This is a genomic window from Cutibacterium sp. LaCa_286, from assembly GCF_057198075.1.
On the sequence record NZ_CP191091.1, the window covers coordinates 131959 to 149453 of the forward strand.

The window sequence follows — 17495 nt, forward strand, 5'->3', positions numbered from 1 at the left end:
GAAGCCACGTCCTCGTGGGTCACACATGACATGCGGAGAGGTCAGGGTGGTGGCTCAGACGATGACGACGTCCACCCCAGCTTTCTTCAGAGCCTTGAGCTGATGTTCCGAGATGCCCTCGTCGGTGATGAGCACGTCGATGTCGTCCAGGGTGGCGAACCGCGTCGTCGACTCCGCACCGATCTTGCGCGAATCGGCCAGAACGACAACTTCACGGGCACAACGGACCATCGCCGCCTTCGTGGCGGCCTCGTCCACGTCGGGGGTGGACAGACCGTGGTCCACCGAGATGCCATTGGTGCCCAGGAACGCCACCTCCACCCGCAGCCTGTCGAACTGCTCGACGTTGCCCACCGTGGCCTGGGTGGTGGGACGCACCCGTCCACCGATCAACTGCACGTCACAGGTGGAATGGGTCGATGCAGACGTCGCCACGGGAGCCGAGTCGGTGAAGATCGTCAACTGGGAGGACGGAGAGAGCAGTGCGGCGAACCGGGCCATCGTCGAACCGGCGTCGAGGATGATCGCGCTGCGTCCCGACGGCAGGAACTCCACCGCAGCCTGCGCAATTCTCTCCTTCTCGGTCACGGCGGATGAGTCGCGCGTCTCCAACGGCTGATCACCCAGCAGATCGAAGCCGGCTGGAATCGCCCCACCATGCACCCTGGTCAGCAGACCGCGAGAGGTCAGCACGTCCAGGTCACGGCGAATCGTCTCGGGCACGACGCCCAGACGCTCCGAGGCCTGTGTCACCGAGACACGCCCCTCGTCCCGCGCAGTGGTCACGAGCCATTTGTGGCGTTCAGCTGGGTACACGGTGTTCTTCTCCTTCCCGGCAGACGCTGCAGAGGGGTGATCCCCCTTGCACCCCCGAGGTTGGTTGTCCTTCCGGTTGGAAGGATGCGAAGGGGGAGCGATCCCCCTTGCACCCCTCGGGGGCTGGTCGCCCTTCTCGGGTGGTCGTCCTTCTTGGTTCCTGTGTTCTTGCTTCCGTCTGCTCGGAAGGTGTGAGGGGGTGGTCCTCCCACGACTTCCAAGGCCCTCTCTCACCCCTCCAGCTCACCCAGGAACTCCCGAGCCTGCTCGGTGTCCGGATGGTTGAAGAAGGTCTGCGGGTCGGTGTCCGCCAGGATCTGCCCGTCGGCCAGGAAGATCACCCGGTCGGCCGCCTTCCGGGCGAAGGCCATCTCGTGGGTGACGACGACCATCGTCATCCCCGAGTCGGCCAGACCAGTCATGACATCGAGCACCTCGTGGACCATGTGCGGGTCCAGGGCCGAGGTCGGCTCGTCGAAGAGCATCACCTCAGGCTGCATGGCCAGTGATCGGGCGATCGCCACCCGCTGCTGCTGACCCCCCGAGAGCTCGGCGGGGTGTTTGTCGGCCTGCTCGGCCATCCCGGTGCCACTCAGCAACTCCATCGCCTGCGAGCGGGCCTCCTCCTCGGCGACACCCAACACCTTCGTCGGGCCGAACATGACATTCTCCAGTGCCGTCATCCCGTCGAACAGGTTGAACGACTGGAAGACCATTCCCACCTTGGTGCGCAGGGTGGAAAGCTGCTGCGGATCGGTGGGCAGCGGCTCGCCGTGGAAAAGGATCGTGCCCGAGTCGATCGTCTCCAGCCGGTTGATCGTGCGACACAGCGTCGACTTTCCCGATCCCGACGGCCCAAGAATGACGACGACCTCGCCCTTGTGCACCGAGAGATTGACGTCCCGCAACACGTGCAGGTCGTCGAAATGCTTGTTGACGTCACGCAGCTCGACAACCGGGGTGCCGTCATTCGGAGTCTGGGGGGTCTCGTTGTCCATGCCCCGAGCCTAGCCAGTTGGGCCGGGGCGTGTTCATCTGGCCACTGCCATCACCGGTGCATGCAAGGTACACTTGCCGGTGACCGTCTGCCCTGCCTGCACGGGTTCGTACTTCACGCGGCCATGCGGGTCTGCTTCGTGTGAGTTGGGGCGGCGCGCCGCAATCCGTTCCGAGTGTTGAGCCTCGGAGAAGACCAGAGGGAGTCTTGCATGAAGATCGCCGTCATTGCCATGGGCAAGATCGGCCTGCCGTTGGCTGTGCAGTTCGCTGAGAAGGGCCACGACGTCATCGGTGTCGACGTCCAGCAACGCGTCGTCGACGAGATCAACAAGGGCAACGAGCCGTTCCCCGGCGAGGCCTTCCTGGACGAGAAGCTCAAGAAGCTCGTCCCGGCCGGCAAGCTGCGCGCCACCACCGACTACGCCGAGGCCGTCCCACAGGCCGACGCCATCGTCCTCGTCGTGCCGCTGTTCGTCAACGACGAGACCTGGGAGCCGGACTTCGACTGGATGGATGCCGCCACCAAGTCGCTGGCCGCCCACCTCACCCCCGACACCGTCATCTCCTACGAGACGACCCTGCCGGTCGGCACCACCCGCAATCGCTGGAAGCCGATGATCGAGGAGATCTCCGGGCTCACCGAGGGCCAGGACTTCCACCTCGTCTTCTCTCCCGAACGGGTGCTCACCGGCCGCGTCTTCGCCGACCTGCGCCGCTACCCCAAGCTCGTCGGCGGACTGAGCGCCGAGGGCACCGCCAAGGGCATCGAGCTGTACCAGCAGCTGCTCGACTTCGACGAGCGTGACGATCTGCCGCGCACCAACGGTGTGTGGGACATGGGCACCGCCGAGGCCGCCGAGATGGCCAAGCTCGCCGAGACCACCTACCGCGACGTCAACATCGGCCTGGCCAACCAGTTCGGCAAGTTCGCCGCCAAGAACGGCATCGACGTCTACAAGGTCATCGACGCCTGCAACTCCCAGCCCTACTCCCACATCCACCGTCCCGGCATCGCCGTCGGCGGGCACTGCATCCCGGTGTACCCGCGTCTGTACCTGTGGACCGACCCGGACGCCACCATCGTGCGCACCGCCCGTCAGGCCAACATGACCATGCCGCAGTACTGCGTCGACGCCGCCTCCCAGGGGCTGGGCGGGCTGCAGGGCAGGAAGGTCGTCGTCCTGGGGGCCTCCTACCGCGGAAAGGTCAAGGAGACCGCCTTCTCCGGCGTCTTCCCGACCGTCGCGGACCTCGAGGCCGCCGGGGCCACCGTGTTCGTCCACGACCCGATGTTCACCGACGAGGAGCTCGCCAAGTTCGGCTTCACCGCCTACCACGTCGGCGACGAGGTGGACGCGGCCCTGCTGCAGGCCGACCATCCTGAGTACCAGGACTTCACCCCGGCCGACCTGCCGGGCATCAAGGTGCTCGTCGACGGTCGTCACGTCGTCGACCCGGCCAAGTGGGACGGCGTGCAGGTCGTCGTCGTCGGTGACGGAGAGGTGGCCTGATGAGCGTTGCTCGCGTCTGCCACCTGTCCACCGCCCACCCGCCGCGGGATGGCCGTATCTTCCGCAAGGAATGCGCCAGCCTCGCCAAGCGTGGTGCCGATGTGTGGTTCATCGGTGCCCAGGACGGTGACGAGATCGACAGCGGGGTGCACGTGGTCGGGATCGGCAAGGCCACCAACCGTATTGACCGTCTGACTCGTCGTCAGGTGAAGGCGTGGAAGGCGCTGGAGCGCGTCAACCCCGATCTCGTCCACATCCACGATCCCGAGCTCATCCCCATGGTCCTGGCGTGGGTGAAGCTGCGTGGCCGCGCTGCCGTCTTCGACGCCCACGAGGACCTCGTCGCCCAGATCGACAGCAAGGCATACCTCTCCGAGCGGGTACGCCCATTGGCCCGGATGGTGGCCAAGACGCTGGTCGCCCTTGCCGACAAGTGTTACGACGGCATCATCGCGGTGACTCCTGCCGTCGCCAAGGGTTTTACCCATTCCAACAAGCGACTGGTCCACAACTATCCATTGCTCTCGGGCTTCCACCTACCGGTCGATGTCGAGAAGGTTCCGGATCGGGTGGTCTACGTCGGGATGCTTTCCGGTGGGCGGCAGACCGACAAGATGTTTGAGCTGGCTGACGAACTCGGTGGCAAGGCGACGCTGGTCATAGCCGGAAAGCCTGACCCGGAGGTGGCTCACCTCTTCGACGAGCTCGACAAGCATCCGAGTGTGGACTATCGAGGCACGATTCCGGGTGATCAGGTGCCTGACCTGCTGGGCTCGTCAGTTGCCGGGCTGATGTTCATGCGTCCTGACAAGAACCACCTGGACGCGTTGCCTACCAAGGTCTTCGAGTACATGGCAGCTGGAATCCCATTCATCGCCTCGAATCTTCCTGCACTGGTTGAGAGCCTCGAGAAATGGGACTGTGGCGTCTTCGTCGACACCGTCCAAGACAGCAGCGAGGCGCAACGAGCTGCTGTTGAGTTGATGGCTGATCCGCAGCGTTGTCATGAGATGGGCGTCAGGGGACGTCGAGCGATCGAGGAGGAGTTCAACTTCGAGGCCGACGTGCCTGCCCTCATCGAGGTGGAACAACACGCTCTCAAGCGTCCGGACTCCCGGATCGTCGAGGGCTGACCTCTCATCTGCCCGTGGTCGCACAGCCACCACGTTCGACATCTGCGCGGCGGTGAGGCCAGACTGATCACGTGGCAGTCTGTGGACAGGTGGTGGGCTGGCATTGGCATTGCGCCGCGGCGTCGCCGGTGCCAGCCGCTAGACTGCAGTGCCGTACAGCATGCCCTCCGCCCCAAGAAAGGTTCATCAATGCGCGTCGTGAGCATCGTTGGGGCTCGTCCCCAGTTCGTGAAGTTGGCCCCGGTGGCCAGGGCCTTTGCCGCCAAGGGGATCGACCACAGGATCATCCACACCGGACAGCACTACGACGTCAACATGTCCGATTCCTTCTTCGTCGAACTCGGCATCCCGAACCCGGACCTGCATCTTGGTGTGGGGGGCGGCTCCCACGGCGTCATGACCGGTCGGATGCTCGAACAGCTCGATCCGGTCCTCGAGGAGATGGATCCGGACTGGGTGCTCGTCTACGGTGACACCAACTCGACGATTGCTGGCACCCTCTCGGCGGTCAAGATGCACTTGCCGGTCGCCCACCTGGAGGCTGGGCTGCGCTCCTTCAACCGTCGCATGCCGGAGGAACACAACCGTGTTCTCACCGACCATGCTGCAGACCTGTGCTTGGCTCCCACCGAGGTGGCCATGCGTCATCTGGCCGACGAAGGACTGGCTGCTCGCTCCGTGCTCGTCGGTGATGTCATGACCGATGTCTGCCTGCAGGTGCGCGACTCCGTCCTTGCCAATCCGCGCCCGGTGCCCGGCGTGAAGGATGGCGAGGAATACGTCATGGCGACAATCCATCGCGCCGACAACACTGACGATCCCGAGCGTCTGACCCACATCCTCGATGCTCTCGGCAACGTGGATCGTAAGGTCATCCTGCCGGTACATCCGCGACTGCGTGCCCGCGCCGAGGCCGACGGCATCACCATTGCTCGTGGCAACCTCACCACCATCGATCCGCTGGCCTACCCCGACATGGTCAACGCCGTCACCCATGCCGCCGGCGTCATCACCGATTCCGGCGGTCTACAGAAGGAGGCCTTCCTGCTCGGCACCATCTGCACGACGGTGCGTACCGAGACCGAGTGGGTGGAGACCGTCGAGAACGGCTGGAACGTGCTCGATCCCGACGCCGAGCATCTCGCCGAGCACGCCACCCGTCAGCATCCCGCGGGCGATCCGGGGCACCCGTACGGTGATGGCAGGGCTGCTCGCAATGTTGCAACGGTGTTGCTGGAAGCTGGCGAGCGGGACCACTCGTGACGATTGGATCAACTCCGCCTCCGACGAAGCCCAATTCTCTCGATCGTGCTCCCCACGGTGACTTGACCGCCCTGCCACCACTCGACAGATCCCAACCGACGCACCGAGAGGGGAGAGGAGAGCGGGGTCTTTCCGAAAGACATCTCGACTGTGCGTATGATCATTTCAATCTCCTCGAGATGGGTCGAGGACCTCTCATGTTCGGTGTGCCCCGATCTCGCAGTGGGATGACGCCGTGAAAACTTCCGGATCGATTGGTCCGGCTGGTGACAGAGCGATCAACGCCGCCGGTTTCCTCTTGCCATGGAGCGTCCTGCTCGGTCACTATGCCGCCTTCGGGTCGATGACGATGTTTCGCGCCCTGGTCCTTGTGCTCCTCGTCATGGCGGCATTAGGTGGACGCGCGTGGCGGGGTCAGTGGTGGTTTCTCGGGTTCGGAGTCGCTTGGTTGGTGCTGGGCGTCGTCTCGTGCCTGGCCAACCCCGGGGCGTCCCTCGGCGGCATCGTCAACCTCGCCGTCGGCTGGGTGTTGGCATGGGCCTTGGCCCGGCTGCGTGGTCGACGCCTCCTGAGCGGTTTGGCGCGGGGCTGGCAGTGGGCGATCGCAGCGAGTGCCCCGATCGCCCAGTGGGAGTGGCACACTGCCAGGCACCTGCCCGACTACGGGGGCGGTGTGTGGCAGCACCACCCCAATACGTACTTCACCCCAGCCACCTTCTTCGTCAACTCCAACTACTACGCCCTGTTCCTCACCGTCGGGCTGGCGCTGGGCGGCTGGCTGGCCTCCTGCCGGATCCGTACCGGGCAGCGTCGCTGGGCACTGGCATGGGACGGTGCCGTCCTGCTGTGTGGAGCCTGGCTGCTGTGGATCACCCATTCGCGGGCCTGCATCCTGGGGATGGTGGTGCTGGCGGCTGCCGTGTTCGTGCAGAAGCTGCCGTCTCGCGTCGCAGGGGTCATCGCCGTCGCTGCCGTACTGGCACTTGCCCTGGGGGCGTGGCGATTCGGCGCGGACCACTGGCAGATGTGGCTGTCGGTGTGGCGGGACCACACCGATCATGGGTCGGCTTCCCTACCGGTGCGCATGTCCCTGCTGGCCTTCGGGCTCACTCTGCTGCAGGGACACCAGCTGCTGGGTGCCGGCCCGGACGGGTTCGCGCGAGCCGCAGCAAACCAGCACACCTTTGTATTGCACGGCAAGATCAACGCGCACAACGGGATGATCGAGGTTGCCGTGGACTATGGCCTCGTGGTGCTCGCCCTGCTCGTGGCAGTGTGGATCGGCGCACTCGTCACAGCCTGGCGAGCCGGGCGAGACCATCGGAAGGGAGTACGTGCAGCGACCGCTGGTGTGCTCATGGGGCTGCTGGTGGCAAGTCCACTGCTGGCCTGCGCCAACAGTCAGTTCATCGGTCCGAATGTCACTGCGGCATGGCTGGCAGTGATGCTGTGCCTCACTGCGCTCGTGCTTGACGACTCCGATCAACTCCCCGGTATGGTGCAGGAATCGGCTGGCGAACAGCAGTCGGGCGCGGACCGGTCACCGCAGCACGATGCGCACTGTCACCCTCTGAACGGCGGCACCGGCCGACGTGAGCAGCCTCGGCACGACCAAGGAGAACAGAAACAGTGATCCAGCCTGCTGACACCACCGTGGTCCACCTGTCCACCGTGCACCACACCCATGACAATCGGGTCTTCAACAAGGAGGCTCGGGCGATGGCGGAGGCCGGGTACGACTTCCACCTGGTGATTCGCGCTGACCGGGACGGCGTCGACGACGGCGTGCCGATCATCGCCCTGCACCCGGGCGGGCGCCTGCGACGACTGGTGTGCGGCCAGCGGGAGGCCTGGTCGGTGCTGGAGCGGCTGTGCCCCGACGTCCTGCAGATCCACGATCCCGAGCTCATCCCGATGGCCCTGGTGTTCAAGGCGCGCAGTGGCTGCGCCGTCATCTACGACGCCCACGAGGACCTCGTCGGCCAGATCGACACCAAGCCGTACCTCAATCGTCTCACTCGCCCGGTGGCTCGTGGTGCGGCTCGAATCCTCACCAGGCTGGCAGATCGTCATGCCGACGCCATCGTCGCCGCAACCGACACCATCGCAGACACGTATTCCCATGCCCGCACCGTGCAGGTGCGCAACTACCCGTGGCAGCACAACTTCGCCGTCGATCCTCAGCCGGTGCCCGGACGTCTGGTCTACGTCGGAGACCTCACCGAGGAGCGCAAGCTCTCCTTCATGATCGAGGTGGCTCGTCGACTGCACGCCGACGATCCACGCGTCCACCTGCACCTGGCCGGACGAGCTTCGCGACGCGCGTGTCGGGCAGCCATCGAGCATGCTGTGGGTGAGGGCATCGTTACCTATCACGGGATGGTGGGGCCCACCGAGGTGCCGCAGATCATCTCCGCGGCCCAGATCGGTCTGGTGATGCTCGAGCCACTGCCCAACTACACCCGCTCCCTGCCCACCAAACTCTTCGAGTACATGGCCTCCGGGGTGCCGTTCTGCGCCTCGAACTTCGATGCCTGGCAGCAGATGTTCGGCGGCTGGGGTGCCGGAGTGTTCGTCGACACCGAGTCCCTGGACGCCACCTGCGCTGGGCTGGCGCCGCTGCTGGCCGACCCGCAGCGTTGTGCCCGGATGGGGCAGGCCGGGGCCCAGGCCATCGCCGACCATCTCAACTTCGAGTCTCAGGCCCGCACCCTCGAAACCCTCGTGGCCGATCTCACGGAATCGACCCGACGACGGCGTGGCAAGGGCTGCGTGCATCCCGATGCGGTGCGGCGCACCGCCCCGAACGAATCTCGTGAAGAATGTGGCGGCTCCGCTCGCCGGAAAGGAACGTCCATGACCACCGATCGCAAGGTCACCGTCGTCAACCAGTTCGCCGTGCCCCAAGGGGTCGTCGGCCCCACCCGTAATGCCGACATCTTCAGCCGGGTGGCCAGCTGGACGCCACACTTCATCGGCGCGAACTTCGCCCACCACGCCAAACAACGGCTGCACACCGACGATCCACGATTCACCCTGGTCTGGGTTCCCGAGTACCACAACAACGGCGTGAAACGCCTTGTCGGATGGCTGTTCTTCACGGCTGAGGCGGCCGCCGTGGCGAGTGTGCGCAAGGCCGATCTGGTGTACACCTCCAGCCCCCACCTGCTCAACCCAGTGGCTGGTATGATCGCAGCCCGGCTGCGTGGACGCCCCTACGTCGCCGAGGTGCGTGACCTGTGGCCCGACTCACTGGTCTCCACCGGCGGTCTGCGCGAGGGGAGCGCCATCCACAAGGTTCTCATCGAGTTGGAGAAGTTCATCTACACCCAGGCTGAGCGGGTCGTCACCGTCGTCGACTGGAGCGATCACTTCCGCAACCTGGGCATCGACCCCGAAGGTCTCATGGTCGTCATCCCCAATGGCACCCAACTCTCGGACTTCGAGGTGGACGAGGACCGCGAGAAGCTGCGCGAGGAGTTCGACATCCACGGGGTGACGGCTGTGTTTGCCGGGTCGCACGGCGTCAAGGACGGCGTCGAGCACATCGTCAATGCCGCCGAGCGTTGCCCCGAGGTGAACTTCCTGCTCGTCGGGGAGGGGGGCGACAAGGACCGGTGCGTCGAGCTGGCACGCTCCAAGGGAATCTCGAACATCGAGTTCCGCGACCCGATCGCCAAGACCGAGGTTCCTCGACTGCTCAAGGCCTGTGACATCGGACTGCACGTCGTCGCCCCGATCCCGGTGTTCGACAAGGGCATGAGCCCCACCAAACTCTTCGACTACATGGCGGCGGGGTTGCCGGTCGTCACCAATGCCCGCACACCACTCGCCAAGGTCATCGGCGACGACGAGATCGGCGCGGTGACCGATCCCGACGACATCGCCTCCGGGGTGCGCGCCGTCCTGGACGCCGATGAGGCCACCCGGGGACGGTGGGCTGCACGGGAGGCCGAGCTGTTGAACACGAGGTACTCCCGTGAGGCGGCAGCTCGCACCATGGAGCAGCTGCTCGACGAGGTCATGGAACAGTGGGAGTCCGGACGCTCCCGCACCCGTGCCGGACGGGCGCACCATGCGGTGCACGAGTCGGTGCGTGCGGCTGGTCGGACGGCCGGATCCCTGGCCGGCGTTGCCGGCCGGCTCGTCAGCCAAGCGGTCGGGACGGTGTCCGACAAGCTTGCTCGAGGGTGAGGTCAGCGCCCGTATGTGAAGTACTTGGGGGCCTGACGCACCGAGTTGAGTCCAGCGGCGGGGGTGGCATGGCCATCGGCGAGCGGATCGCGGCGGCGGGTGTGCCGGCCCCCGGACGGACGAGTCCTGCGTAGGGTCTTGAGGGAGGTGTTGGTGGTTGCGTCGATACGCGGATCGGCGCCGCTGCGCGCCTTGGCAAGAACGGTGGCGGCGACGATGGTGACGGCGGCCACGGCCACGCTGGCGATGATGGTGGTGTTACGGCTCATGTGAGGAATGTTACCTTCTCACCGTGGGGTGAGCCGCCCATCCAGCTGTGGACTGACAACCCTTGTGCGGGTGTGAAAATCTGGACCCATGCCGCATCTTCACACCCAGCCGCACGGACACGACATGACGATCAGCGCCTGGATCATGCGCCGTCAGGATGGTGAGGTCAAGGCTCTGGTGCACCGGCACCGCAAGCTGCACATCTGGTTGCAGCCCGGCGGGCACATCGAGCACACCGAGAATCCGTGGCAGGCACTGGCCCACGAGCTGCGCGAGGAGACCGGCTACGAGCTCAGCCAGCTGCGCGTGCTGCAGGCCCTGCCGGTGGTCGAGGGCTGCATTCACGACGTCATGCACCCCGCCCCGGTCGCCGTCAACACTCACAGCCCCTACCCGGGCCATTTCCACTCCGACCTCGTCATGGCCATGATCACCGACGAGGACCCGGTGGGGGAACCCGGACCAGGGGAGTCCCGGGAACTGGCCTGGATGAGCCCCGACGAGTTCGCTGCCCTGGCGGGTTCCGAACATGACGCCGTGCAGATCATGACCATGATCGCTCGCAACGTCGTCGGTGTCTGGTCCGAGGTGCCGGCCACCGCATTCACCCTGGACGACGCACCCGAACCACTCACCGAGACGGTGCAGAATCCCGAGTCGGTGGGGCAGCCCCCGGTGGCCCGGGACGCCAACCTCCGGCATCCTCGTACCGACGAGTCCGGCCCCGACGGTGGTGCAGAACCATCTGCCACCTCGGCGGATGATGGTGTGAACGAGTCCTCCCAACCCCAGTGACCGCCGCCCCAGGGCCCATCGATGCAGGGCCCATCGACCTGCAGCACATCGGCGCCGGACTGCCGATCGGTGAGTACCGCGCCGGTCTGGAAGCTGGTCTGGCGGATGGGGCGATGGTCGTCCAGGCCCCACCCGGTACCGGCAAGACGACCTTCGTGCCGCCCCTGGTCGCCGCCCTCCCCGCCACGGATGCTGCGGGTGATGCCCGTCCGAACGGTGCCCATCCGAACGATGGGAGTACCGGTCGGGTGATCGTCACCCAGCCGCGACGGATGGCGGCTCGGGCCGCGGCACGGCGTCTGTGCCAACTCACCGGCACCCGGCCGGGGCAGGTGGCTGCCCACACCGTGCGTGGCGAGTCCACCCTCGGTCCCTCGACCAGGATCGAGTTCGTCACCACCGGGGTGCTGGTGCGTCGGCTGCTCACCGATCCCGAACTTGGCGGGGTTGACGCCGTCGTCCTCGACGAGGTCCACGAGCGTCATCTCGACTCCGACCTGCTGGTCGCCATGCTCTGTGAACTCGCCCAGTTGCGCGACGACCTGCGACTCGTCGCCATGTCGGCCACTCTGGACGCCGAGCGGTGGTCGGACCTGCTGACCCGCGGCACCGGACGCCGGGTGGCCACGGTGCAGGTGCCGTCGGTGCTGCACCCTCTCGAGGTGCGCTGGGCGCCGTTCGGTGCGCCTGCCACCGACGGGACTCGGGTGGATCGGAGATTCCTCGACCATGTGAGCCGTCAGACCTGCCAGGCCATCACGACGCTGACCAGTGATCCCGGCACCGGGAACACCTGTGGGTCTGGTGACGAGGGCGCCCGGGAACCACGCGCCGACGACGGTCCGGACGCATCGGGTACCGACGCACCCACCTGCGCCCTCGTCTTCCTGCCCGGGGCGTGGGAGGTGGAGCAGGTGGCTGCACACCTGCGTACCGCGCTGCCGCAGGTCGAGGTGATGGCCCTCACCGGCTCGATGAGTCTGCGCGACCAGGACCAGGTGCTCACCGCCCCGACCAGACCGCGCGTGGTCGTGGCGACCTCCATCGCCGAGTCGTCCCTCACCGTGCCGGGGGTGCGGCTGGTCATCGACTCAGGCCTGGCCCGGGAGCCGCGTCTGGACCGTGGCAGGGGCATGACCGGCCTGGTGACGACCCGGGAGTCCCGGGCCGCGGCGATCCAACGTTCCGGACGCGCTGCTCGCCTGGGACCGGGGGTGGCTGTGCGCTGTCTGGCAGCCGAGGACTGGGCCGGCATGGACGCCGAGCCCGCACCGGAGATCAAGCATGCCGACCTCACGGGTCCCCTGCTCACCCTGTCCTGCTGGGGATCACCCTGCGGTGCGGGGATGGCCCTGCCCGATCCGCTGCCGCCGGACCAGGTGCGCGACGCCGTGGAGCAGCTGCGTGTCATGGGAGCGGTGGACGAGCGGGGACGTCCCACACGCTGGGGACGACGACTCGCCCAGGTGCCGACGAGTCCGGCCCTGGCCAGCGGTCTGCTCAGGGGAGCCCAGATGGTTGGTGCTCGGGCCGCTGCACAGACCGTCGCCACCCTGGAGCTTGGGGAACGCGCCGCCGAGGCGGATCTCCCGGGGCTGGTGCACGCACTGCGGTCGGGAAACCATCGTGCGTCACCCCAGTGGCGGGTGCAGGTGCGGCGGCTGGAGCAGATCGCCCGAGACCAGGGCTCGCAGCAACCGGGTACGGCAGGAGCCAGCTTGGCCCAGCTTGGTCGAACCGAGCCTGGCCCCACTGAACATGGCCGGGTGGGGGACGCTGCTGGACCAACCTCACACGGTGCTGCGTCCCCGATCGGAGGGTTTGCCGGTGACGCGGACGACGCAGTGGCCCTCGTCGTGGCGCTGGCCCGTCCCCAGAACGTCGCACGCCAGCGTGGTGCGGGGTCGAGGAGCTATCTGTTCGCCTCCGGTACGGCAGCCGATCTACCTGCCGGGTCACCACTGACGGATGCGCAGTGGCTCGCGGTGGCCGACGTCTCCCGCACCACGCGGCGCGGCCAGTCCGGTGCCGTCATCCGCTCGGCGGCACCGCTGGCCCCGGAACACGTCATGCAGGCTGCGCAGGGCCTCGAGGTCACCGAGGAGATTGCCACTTGGCAGGACGGTGCGGGTCGATCTGGTGGCGGCAAGGTCCAAGGGCGACTGGTGCACCGGCTGGGTGCCATCGAGTTGAGTTCCACCCCGATCACCGTCGGTGGACAGGCGGCTCGTGACGCGGTGGTGGCGGCACTGCACGAGCATGGTCTGGGCATCGATGGTCACGGGGTGCTCACCTGGTCGGCCTCGGCAGACATGCTGCGTCGACGGCTCGGCGTGCTGCACCGAGTCATGGGTGCGGGGGTCATGGGCGCGGGAGCCGACAATGGCGGGGGTGCTGGGGGAGACTGGCCCGATGTGGGCGAAGCCGCCCTCATTGACCGGGCTCGTGAGTGGATCGACCTGGACGCCGTCGCTGCCGGACGGCCATTCAGCCCGGCAGCGGGGTTGCGTGCCCTGCTGCCCTGGCCACAGGCCAGCCATCTGGACGATCTCGTGCCCGAGACCATCGAGGTGCCCACCGGTTCCCACATTCGGCTCGCCTACCCCGAGGTCGGTGACGACTCGCCCCCGGTGCTCGCGGTGAAGCTGCAGGAGTGCTTCGGGTGGACGACGACCCCGGTGATATGCGACGGACGCCTGCCGGTGCTCCTGCACCTGCTCTCCCCGGCTCGACGTCCCCTGGCCGTCACGGACGATCTCGCGAGCTTCTGGGCCAACGTCTACCCGCAGGTACGAGCGGAGAATCGGGGACGCTACATCAAACACCCGTGGCCCGAGGACCCGCTCACCGCCACCCCGATGCGCGGCACGACCCGGTCGGGACGGTGAATGGGGCCGAGCAATCCCGAATGACACCCCCGGCTTCCTGGTGACGCCCGCTTTCTGGGGCACTCGGAGGGAGCTGGGCAGTTGGCTGCCCTCGGCTCCGTTCGCGCCGGGGCCCGTCTCGATGCCCCGGCGGTTCGTGACCGGGGGTCAGGCTCCGGGCAGCTTCATCGTCGCCCGGACACGGTGGGGTCGCCGTCGATCCAGAATCGCAACGGAGCATCGGCATTGCGACTGATCCCCACCCGCGGCCCGGTGCGGTACCGAACAGGCTCGCGGGCCGGGATGAGCCGCCATCGGGGTGGGCAGTCATGGTGGGTGACGCCATCTGGTGTGGACTGATCCGCGCCCAGCCGGTCATGACCGTCCAGGTGCGGGGGATCGTTTGCCAGGCCCTCGGTGGCCGGTTCGATGGGCGAACCCATGGCACACACTGCGAGGGCCGCTCCCCAGTCGGTGAGATCCGCTCCCAGAGCCGATCCGAGATTGCCCGGGCCGCTGGCCAGCCGACGTGCGGGCACGGTGCCGCGTCGGGAACGCACCTCGCCCACTCCGCACACGACCTGCCCGGCACGCAGCAGCACCGCCGAGGCCGTCCCGTCCGGGCTGCACACCACATTGACGCACCGATGAATGCCGTAGGAGAGGTAGACGTACATGTGACCGGGTGGGCCGAACATCACCGAGCTGCGCGGGGTGGGTCCGCGTGCCGCGTGCGATGCCGGGTCGTCAATGCCCAGGTAGGCCTCGACCTCGGTGAGTCGTACCCCCACCGAACCGTGCATGATCGTCGCCCCGAGCAGACGTGGTGCCACCCGATCGGCTGTCTCGGACAGGTCCAGCCCAGCGCTCTTCCCCAAGGGGCGTGGCCGGGAATGTCCTGGCCCTGTCACGTGGCCTGGCCCCGTCACGCATCCTGACTCTGACACGTCGGATCCTCCTCGTGCTGCCATGACCCCGAGTGGTTCGGGCGTCGCGTCGTTCGGATGGTTCTGGACCCTCACGCCGTGACGACGATCTTGCCCACCATCCGGCCCGACTCCACCAGGGCTGTCCCCTCGACGATGTTGTCCACCGTCAGACCCTGCAACTGATGGGCCACCGTGGTGCGCAGTCGCCCCTCGTCGACGAGATCGGCCACTCGCGCCAGGATCCGGCCCTGCTCGGCGACGTCGTCGGTGCCGAAGATGGGGCGAGCGAACATCGACTCGCTGGTGACGCTCAACGACTTGGGTTTGAACGCCGTCATGTCGAAGGAATCGGTGCCGTCGATCATGACGAGTCTGCCGAACGGGCTCATGAGCTGTGCCAGTTCGGCCTCCCTACCGACGGTGTAGGCCGAGAAGACGGTCTCGACGCCGTTGACCCCGACCTCGTGCAGCTCCTGGGCAAGATCATTGCGGTGGTCGATGACTGCGGTGGCCCCCATGTCCCGGCACCAGGCTCGGGACGCCTCCCGGGAGGACGTGGCGACGACGTCCCCGTCGGTGGCCAGTCGGGCCAGCTGGATCACCATCGACCCCACCCCGCCGGCACCGCCGATCATGAGCAGGGAGTCGTGGGCGCCGATGCGCAGGTGATCGTGCAGCCCTTCCCATGCCGTGATGCTCGTCAACGGCATGGCGGCGGCCTCGGCGGCGCTCAGGCTTGTCGGGCGTCGGGCGGCGATCCGGGAGTCGACGAGGGTGTACTGGGCGTAGCTGCCCGGACGGTTGCTCTGCCCGGAGAACCAGACGGAGTCGCCCACCTGGAAGTCGCTCACCCGCTCACCGACGGCGCGTACCACTCCGGCGGCGTCGAAACCCAGGATGAGCGGTTCGTCGGGGGTTCCGGCCTTGCGGCGAAGCTTCACGTCGATGGGGTTGAGGGAGATCGCCTCGATCTCCACGAGCAGGTCGAGCGGGCCAGGGCTGGGCACTGGCAGATCCACGTCGACGAAGACGTCGGGATCGGTGATCGGCAGGGACTGGGTGACGGCGACAGCATGCATGGCGTCCATGACCTCACGGTAGCCCGTCGCCTGTTCCAGCCCAACAATCGATCACTTCTGCAGGTCGACGAACCGCGAGTAGTGGCCTTGGAACACCACGGGAATGGTGCGAGTGGGGCCGTTGCGGTGCTTGGCGACGATGAAGTCGGCCTCCCCGGCGCGCGGTGACTCCTTGTCGTAGACGTCCTCACGGTGCAGCAGGATGACCATGTCGGCGTCCTGCTCCAATGATCCGGACTCGCGCAGGTCGCTCACCATGGGTCGCTTGTCGGTGCGCTGCTCGGGGCCACGGTTGAGCTGGGAGAGCGCGACCACCGGGATCTCCAACTCCTTGGCCAGCAGCTTGATCTGGCGGGAGAACTCCGAGACCTCCAGCTGACGCGACTCCACCCGCTTGCCGCTCGTCATGAGCTGCAGATAGTCGATGACGACGAGTTGGAGGTCGTGCTTCTGCTTGAGGCGACGTGCCTTGGCCCGGATCTCCATCATGGTGAGGTTGGGGGAGTCGTCGATGTACAGCGGGGCGGACGAGATCTTCGTCGCGGTGGACGCCAACCGCTGCCAGTCCTCCTCGGTGAGGCGCCCGCTGCGCATCCGGGACAGCTCCATGCCCGCCTCGGCCGACATCAGTCGCATGACGATCTCGTTGCGCCCCATCTCCAGGGAGAAGATGGCGCTGGTGAGGTTGTTCTTCACCGACGCGGCTCGGGCGAAGTCCAGCCCCACCGTTGACTTGCCCATCGCCGGACGGGCCGCGACGATGATCATCTGTCCCGGCTGGAAGCCATTGGTGAGCTCGTCGAGATCGGCGAACCCGGTGGGGATGCCGCCCATGGCATCACCGCGGCTCTCGATGGTCTCCAGCTCGTCCCAGGTGCTCTCGAGCAGCTCGGACAAAACGTGGTAGTCGTCGCTGGTGCGCCCCTCGGCGACGTCGTAGAGCTCCTGCTGGGCGGCGTCCACCGTGTCGGCGACGTCCCCCTGCCCCTGGTAGGCCATCTGTGAGATGCGCATCGAGGCGTCGACGAGACGGCGCAGCACTGCCTTGTCGGAGACGATCCTGGCGTAGTACGAGGCGTTCTCGGCGATCGAGACCGAACCGAGCAGGTCGGCCAGGTAGACGCGGTCACCGATCCGATCGAGTTGATCGGTGCGTTCCAGTTCCGCGCCGACGGTGATGGCGTCGGCGGGCTCGCCGCGTGAGTACAGCGACAGGATGGCGTCGAAGATCGTCTCGTGGGCCGGGCGGTAGAAGTCCCGTCCCTTGAGGATCTCGACGGTGTCGGAGATGGCGTCCTTGCTCATGAGCATCGAACCGAGCACGGAGCGTTCGGCATCGAGGTCCTGGGGCGGAGTGAGATCTGCGCGCATGCTGCTCGCTGGGTCTGGCAAAGTCATCACCTTCAGGACGAGGGCCCGGCAAGGCGGTGTGCCTCTCGGGACGTGCGGGTGCCGGGGCGGCCGTCACAGGGTTGAACGTGTGCAGCGCTTGCGCAACGGCAGGACGGTGTCGCCGGCTCCATTCAAGGGGCTGGAATGGACGCTTGTCAACTAACCAGGACGGAGTTTTCCACAGGGTATGTGGACAACCGGTGGAAGCCGGTGGACCGGGTGGGGAAAACTTGTGGACAACTGTGGA

At 66.7% G+C, this 17495-nt stretch carries 11 protein-coding genes and 3 pseudogenes; 8 read left to right on the forward strand and 6 right to left on the reverse strand.

Translation table 11 applies throughout. The annotated features are described in order from the left end of the window. Positions 1-54 precede the first annotated feature (54 nt). Positions 55-816: a DeoR/GlpR family DNA-binding transcription regulator gene (locus ACP8JZ_RS00515; RefSeq protein ID WP_306517592.1), complete on the reverse strand. Its 762-nt coding sequence runs from the start codon at positions 814-816 to the stop codon at positions 55-57. Positions 817-1046: 230 nt separating this feature from the next. Next, on the reverse strand, positions 1047-1814 hold the full coding sequence (locus ACP8JZ_RS00520) for an amino acid ABC transporter ATP-binding protein (protein ID WP_306517591.1): 768 nt from the start codon (positions 1812-1814) through the stop codon (positions 1047-1049). A 210-nt stretch (positions 1815-2024) separates the two neighbouring features. Here ACP8JZ_RS00520 and ACP8JZ_RS00525 point away from each other — a divergent pair, with 210 nt between their 5' ends. From ACP8JZ_RS00525 to ACP8JZ_RS00550, 6 genes and pseudogenes are all read left to right on the forward strand, one after another. Then, positions 2025-3326: a nucleotide sugar dehydrogenase gene (locus ACP8JZ_RS00525; RefSeq protein ID WP_021103755.1), complete on the forward strand. Its 1302-nt coding sequence runs from the start codon at positions 2025-2027 to the stop codon at positions 3324-3326. Further along, a complete protein-coding gene (locus tag ACP8JZ_RS00530) occupies positions 3326-4459 on the forward strand; it encodes a glycosyltransferase family 4 protein (RefSeq protein WP_306517590.1) in 1134 nt (377 codons plus the stop codon). Before ACP8JZ_RS00525 ends, ACP8JZ_RS00530 begins: the two co-directional genes overlap by 1 nt. Before the next feature lie 189 nt (positions 4460-4648). Continuing rightward, entirely contained in the window at positions 4649-5722 is a 1074-nt protein-coding gene (wecB, locus tag ACP8JZ_RS00535) for a non-hydrolyzing UDP-N-acetylglucosamine 2-epimerase (protein ID WP_484482500.1), read from the forward strand. Positions 5723-5957: 235 nt separating this feature from the next. Next, a complete protein-coding gene (locus ACP8JZ_RS00540; RefSeq protein WP_484482501.1) occupies positions 5958-7355 on the forward strand; it encodes an O-antigen ligase family protein in 1398 nt (465 codons plus the stop codon). Further along, positions 7352-8464, forward strand: a pseudogene (locus ACP8JZ_RS00545) (glycosyltransferase); the annotation flags it as partial. The gene ACP8JZ_RS00540 and the pseudogene ACP8JZ_RS00545, both read left to right, overlap by 4 nt. A gap of 270 nt (positions 8465-8734) precedes the next feature. Next, a pseudogene (locus ACP8JZ_RS00550) lies at positions 8735-9916 on the forward strand (glycosyltransferase family 4 protein); the annotation flags it as partial. Between the two features lie 2 nt (positions 9917-9918). On the opposite strand, the gene ACP8JZ_RS00555 reads toward ACP8JZ_RS00550, so the two are convergent. Further along, positions 9919-10185 (reverse strand): hypothetical protein, encoded by a 267-nt coding sequence (locus ACP8JZ_RS00555; protein ID WP_306517584.1) that lies wholly within the window; start codon positions 10183-10185, stop codon positions 9919-9921. Positions 10186-10273: 88 nt separating this feature from the next. On the opposite strand from ACP8JZ_RS00555, the pseudogene ACP8JZ_RS00560 reads away from it, so the two are divergent. Both ACP8JZ_RS00560 and ACP8JZ_RS00565 read left to right on the forward strand, forming a co-directional pair. Further along, positions 10274-10825: pseudogene (locus tag ACP8JZ_RS00560) on the forward strand (NUDIX domain-containing protein); the annotation flags it as partial. 152 nt (positions 10826-10977) lie between these two features. Then, a complete protein-coding gene (locus ACP8JZ_RS00565) occupies positions 10978-13869 on the forward strand; it encodes an ATP-dependent RNA helicase (protein ID WP_323458762.1) in 2892 nt (963 codons plus the stop codon). Positions 13870-14033: 164 nt separating this feature from the next. Here the strand turns inward: ACP8JZ_RS00565 and ACP8JZ_RS00570 are convergent, their stop codons facing one another. The 3 genes from ACP8JZ_RS00570 to dnaB form a co-directional block, all read right to left on the reverse strand. Continuing rightward, positions 14034-14651, reverse strand: a complete 618-nt coding sequence (locus ACP8JZ_RS00570) for a DNA-3-methyladenine glycosylase (RefSeq protein ID WP_371415924.1) — start codon at positions 14649-14651, stop codon at positions 14034-14036. Between the two features lie 215 nt (positions 14652-14866). Further along, entirely contained in the window at positions 14867-15865 is a 999-nt protein-coding gene (locus ACP8JZ_RS00575; RefSeq protein ID WP_306517819.1) for a zinc-binding alcohol dehydrogenase family protein, read from the reverse strand. Between the two features lie 42 nt (positions 15866-15907). Continuing rightward, a complete protein-coding gene (gene dnaB / locus ACP8JZ_RS00580) occupies positions 15908-17254 on the reverse strand; it encodes a replicative DNA helicase (protein ID WP_306517818.1) in 1347 nt (448 codons plus the stop codon). Positions 17255-17495: the final 241 nt, after the last annotated feature.